This window comes from Pseudomonas sp., from assembly GCF_035277045.1.
Taxonomy (GTDB): Bacteria; Pseudomonadota; Gammaproteobacteria; order Pseudomonadales; family Pseudomonadaceae; genus Aquipseudomonas.
Map to the genome: position 1 here is coordinate 1 of NZ_DATELE010000269.1, position 5,225 is coordinate 5,225.

The window sequence follows — 5,225 nt, forward strand, 5'->3', positions numbered from 1 at the left end:
TCAGCCCCTTGATGATCAATGACGAAGCGTTCACGATCATCGACCTGAGCAAGATGCTCGACCAGTGCCAACTGGAGAGGCTGCCTTACTCTATCCGTATTCTTCTGGAAAACGTGGCCCGCTGCTCGCCCGCTGCATTGCCTTCGGTACTCGCGCGCGCCATAAGGCAGGGGCCCGATTGCGAGGTACCTTTCCAGCCCAACCGCCTGATGTTCCATGACACCACCTGCCTGCCGGCACTGGCCGACTTCGCTGGCATGCGCGATGTGGTGGCTGAGCTGGGTGGCGATCCGCAGGCGATGAATCCGTTGATTCCCGCTGTGCTGACCATCGACCACTCGGTGATCGTCGAACGCTATGCCGAAGCCGATTCGGTCGAACAGAACCTGGATATCGACTTCCGCCGCAACGGCGAACGCTACCAGTTCATCAAGTGGGCCCAGGAAAGCCTGGATAACTTCGGCGTCATCCCGCCGGGAACCGGCATCATCCATCAGATGAACATGGAGGCACTTGCCCAGGTGGTCTGGGAAAGTGCTGGCGAAAACGGCGAGCGTCTGCTGCACCCCGATGACATGGTCGCGACCGACAGCCACACCCCGATGATCAACGCCATCGGTGTGCTGGGCTGGGGTGTCGGTGGCCTGGAAGGGCAGGCTGCGATGGTTGGCGAGCCGGTGCCGATCAGTTTTCCAGAGGTGATCGGCATCCGTCTCACCAATGCCCTGCGCCCAGGCGTGACCGCCACCGACCTGTCGCTGCACGTGGCGCAAATCCTGCGCAAGCGCTCGGTGGTCGGCAAGTTCGTCGAGTTCACCGGCCCTGGCCTGTCCGGCCTGAGCTGGGCGGCACGCGGTACCGTTTCGAACATGGCTCCTGAATACGGTGCGACGGTGGTGTTTTTCCCGTTCGATAACGAGACCTTGGCTTACCTTGAGTTGAGTGGCCGCTCGGCGCATTTGCGTGACAAGGTGATCAGCTACATGAGCGCCCAGCCGCTTTGGCGCCGTGACGAACTGGCCGAACCGCAGTTCGATGAGCTGATCGAACTGGACCTGGCAAGCATCGAACCGAGCGTCGCCGGACCCCACCAGCCACACCAGCGCCAGCCGCTGTCCAAGGCTGCGGCGTCGTTCCGTGACGAAGTCATGGGCGGCGGTAATCTGATCAATTCGCCCGAGGGACAATGCTTTCTCGAGCCTGCGTTTGGTGAGTCGATCACCCACGGCGCCGTGGTGATCTCGGCGATCACCAGCTGCACCAACACCGCCAACCCGCCGCAGATGATCCAGGCCGGCCTGTTGGCGCGCAAGGCCCGCGCGCTGGGCCTGCAACGCAAGCCATGGGTAAAGACCTCGCTCTCGCCCGGCTCGCAGGTGGTGGCTGACTACCTGGCTGAAGCCGACTTGCTGGCCGACTTCTCCGCCTTGGGCTTCGACCTTGCCGGCTTCGGCTGCATGACCTGCATCGGCAACTCGGGCAAGCTTGAAGAGCATGTGGAGGAATTTGCCGACCAAGGGCTCAAGGGTGTGGTGGTACTGTCTGGCAACCGCAATTTCGAAGGCCGGGTGAACCCCAAGGTGCCTGCGGGTTACCTGGCGTCACCTGCGCTGTGCGTGGCGTATGCAATCGCTGGCACCATCGATATCGACCTGACCACCCAACCGTTGGGTGAAGATACCCACGGCCAACCGGTCTACCTGCATGACCTGATGCCTTCGGAGGCGGAAATCGCCGAGCAGGTGGCGCGGGTCGTCAAGCCGGAGTTCTTCCAGCAACGTCTGGCCACTGTCTGGGATGGCACGCACCACTGGCAGGCACTCTCCGCCCAAGGCAGTGTGCAGTTCCCGTGGAGCCCGCGGTCGACCTACCTGCGCCGCCCGCAATACCTGGCGGATATCCAGGCAAAGCCCAAGGCATCCTTGGCGGTCACGGGCGCTCGTGCCCTGATGATCCTGGGCGACAACGTCACCACCGACCATATCTCCCCGGCCGGCGCCATCCCTGCCAACAGCCTGGCTGGCCAATGGCTGCTCGAGCGGGGTGAAGACCCGCGCGACCTCAACCAGTACTCCACCCGCCGCAGCAACCACGAAGTGATGTTGCGTGGCGCGTTCACCAACAAGTCGGTAAAAAACCGCCTGCTGGGTGAGCTGCAACCTGGTTTGGGCGCCTGGGCATGGAATGCTGACCACAGCGAATGCCTGCCCCTCTATGAAGCCGCCAAGAGCTACGCCGAGCACAACACGCCGATGGTGCTGTTTGCCGGTATCAACTTCGGTGCAGGCTCAAGCCGTGACTGGGCGGCGAAGGCGCAGGCGCTGCTCGGTGTGAAGGCAGTGGTTGCCCAGAGCATCGAACGCATCCACCGCAGCAACCTGATAGGCATGGGCGTCTTGCCTCTGTTGTTCAAGCCCGGCCAGAGCGTCGACGACCTGCAATTGGACGGTACGGAGCAGTTCGACTTCCTTGGCCTCGATGCACTGGTGGTGGGCGACAACGCCATCATCCTGGTGGTGCGTCGCAGCGACGGGCGTCGCGACGAAGTCGAGGTCATCGCCCGCGTCGATTCGCAACAGGAAGTGCGCTACCTGAGTAATGGCGGTGTGCTGCCTTACGTGATTCGCAAAGTCGTCGCACGCACGCGCCACTGACCTTGCTGCCCCCGTGCTGCGGGGGCAGCCCAAGGATGGCCAATGCAACGGGCACCTGTGCTCACATCATTCTGCAAGTGGGAGTATCACCCATGTTCGCGTACGTCGGATCGCGCACCACACGGGAGCGCAACGCCCGTGGTGATGGCATCACCGTCTACAAGGTGGATCAGCAAGCGGGCACTCTGGAGCAAGTCCAGGTGCTCGACGACCTGGTCAACCCATCATTTCTCGCCCTCAACCGGGCAGGCGACCGCCTGTATACCGTGCATGGAGATCGCAGCGAAGTCAGCGCCTTCAGCGTCGACAAGGCAAGCGGCAAGCTGACTTTCCTGAACCGGAGGGGCTGTGAGGGCAAGAACCCGGTACACCTCGCGCTCGACCCAAGTGAGCGATTCCTGGTGGTCTCCAACCACGTCAGTGGAAGCCTGGCAGTGCTCCACGTTGCGCAAAGTGGCGAGTTGGGCGGCATCAACCAGCTGCTCCAGCTGGAAGGCCCGATCGGCCCGCACCGCATCGAGCAGCCTTTCGCCAAACCGCATTTCAATCCGTTCGATGCTTCCGGCAACTTTGTACTGGTGCCAGACAAAGGGCTGGATCGGGTGTTCAGCCTGCGCTTCGCCGACGGCAAGCTGATTCCGGCCGAGCAGTCGTTCGTGCAGGCGCGCGAAGGCTCGGGGCCGCGGCATATCGCGATGCACCCCAGGGCAGATTTCGCCTACGTGATCAACGAACTGGACTCCAGCGTGACCAGCTACCACTTCGATTGCTCCAGCGGTGCGCTGCAGCCATTCCAGATTCTGCCATCGCTCCCGGAGTTCTACACGGGCAACAGCCGGGCTGCAGAGATCGAGATAGACCGTAGTGGCCGTTTCCTCTACGCCTCCAACCGCGGCTACGACAGCATCGCGGTGTATGAAGTCGACGAAGTCAGCGGCTTGCTCTCCTTCTTGCACTGCGTGCCCAGCGCAGGCAAGACGCCGCGGTTCTTCGCCCTTGCCCCCAATCAACGTTTCCTTTTTGTCCTCAATGAGGACAGCGACAGCATCGTGTCGTTTGCCGTCGACCCACGCAGTGGCGGCTTGAGCAAGACGGACTTCGCGGTTTCGACCGGCAGTCCGGTGTGCATGATCTTTTCTGCCTGATAGCCCGTTGTACCTATAACAATTAAAGGGCGGGCCACGGTTCGCTCTGAATGAGGTCTTCATGAACAACAACAAAAATGTCGATGAGCAGGCAATCGTCCGCAAGGTCACGTTGCGGATCATTCCTTTCATGTTCCTGCTGTATATCGTTTCGTACCTTGACCGCGCCAACATCGGCTACGCCGCGCTGGAGATGAACAAGGAGCTTGCTCTCACCAGTGAGGCGTTCGGATTCATCTCCGGGATTTTCTTCATCGGCTACTTCCTGTTCGAAGTGCCAAGCAACATCATGCTCAACAAGTTCGGTGCGCGGGTGTGGATCGCCCGCATCCTGGTCACCTGGGGGCTGATCGCCGCGATGACCGCCTTCGCCCAGACCGCCAGCCAGCTGTACGTGTTGCGCTTCTTCCTGGGCGTGGCCGAGGCGGGGTTCTTCCCCGGGGTGATCGTCTACCTGACCTTCTGGTTCCGCTCGCGTGAACTGGCCACCACCGTGGCACTGTTCACCGCCGCGATCCCGGTCAGCTACATCATCGGCGCGCCGCTCTCGACCTGGATCATGGATAACATCGCGTGGCTGGACTGGAGCGGCTGGCGCTGGATGCTGTTCCTCGAAGGCGTGCCGGCAGTGTTCCTGGGGATTGCCTGCTTCTTCTTCCTCACCGACAAACCCGAACAGGCCAAGTGGCTCACCCAGGTCGAAAAGGACTGGCTGATGGCTGAACTGGAACGCGATCGCCAGAGCCGCAAGAACGTCAAGCGCCTGAGTGTTCTCAAAACCATGGTCAACAAGAAGGTGCTGTACCTGTCCTTTATCTACTTCGTCTACCAATGCGGCAGCCTCGGGGTTGGCTACTGGATGCCGCAGATCATCAAAGGCTTTTCCAGTGAGCTGACGCACACCCAGATCGGCCTGATCGCGATGCTGCCGTACATGGTCGCGACGCTGGCCATGATCGTGTGGTCGCGCAGTTCCGACCGGCACAACGAGCGCAAGATGCATTCGGCCATCCCGCTGGCGATCGCAGCATTTGGCCTGGTCGGCGCCGGAATGCTGCCCAGCCCCGTGGCTTCGATGGTGATGATCTGCGTGGCCCTGTCTGGTCTTTACAGTTTCAAGTCACCGTTCTGGGCATTGCCCACCCTGTTCCTCGATCGCGCCACCGCAGCGGTATCGATCGCCGTGATCAACTCGATCGGCAACCTCGGTGGTTTCGTCGGGCCGTCGATGATCGGCGTGGTCAAGGGCAACAGCCAGAGCGCGGCCAGTGGCCTGTTGTTCCTCAGCGCGCTGCTGCTGATCGCGTTCCTGATGACCGCATTGATGCGCGTCACCAACAAAGACCCGGATCAGCCGGTGGCGGCCTCGGCCCACTGATCCTGGAGCCACACCGGCACCCTTGGTCTTCATCCCTGAGCAACGCCT

The 5,225-nt window shown here is 61.6% G+C and carries 3 protein-coding genes; all 3 read left to right on the top strand.

From position 1 onward, the window contains the following. Positions 1-11: 11 nt before the first annotated feature. On the top strand, positions 12-2,654 hold the full coding sequence (acnA, locus tag VJS90_RS15025; protein WP_414704946.1) for an aconitate hydratase AcnA: 2,643 nt from the start codon (positions 12-14) through the stop codon (positions 2,652-2,654). A gap of 92 nt (positions 2,655-2,746) precedes the next feature. Continuing rightward, entirely contained in the window at positions 2,747-3,799 is a 1,053-nt protein-coding gene (locus VJS90_RS15030) for a lactonase family protein (protein WP_324122437.1), read from the top strand. A 61-nt stretch (positions 3,800-3,860) separates the two neighbouring features. Further along, the gene (locus VJS90_RS15035; RefSeq protein WP_324122438.1) at positions 3,861-5,177 is read left to right on the top strand and encodes an MFS transporter; all 1,317 of its coding nucleotides are present in this window, start codon (positions 3,861-3,863) and stop codon (positions 5,175-5,177) included. Positions 5,178-5,225: the final 48 nt, after the last annotated feature.

Bases quoted from the DNA above. Each gene is read 5' to 3' on its own strand.
- acnA (WP_414704946.1), top strand. From the start codon at position 12: ATGATCAATGACGAAGCGTTCACGATCATCGACCTGAGCAAGATGCTC.
- VJS90_RS15030 (WP_324122437.1), top strand. From the start codon at position 2,747: ATGTTCGCGTACGTCGGATCGCGCACCACACGGGAGCGCAACGCCCGT.
- VJS90_RS15035 (WP_324122438.1), top strand. From the start codon at position 3,861: ATGAACAACAACAAAAATGTCGATGAGCAGGCAATCGTCCGCAAGGTC.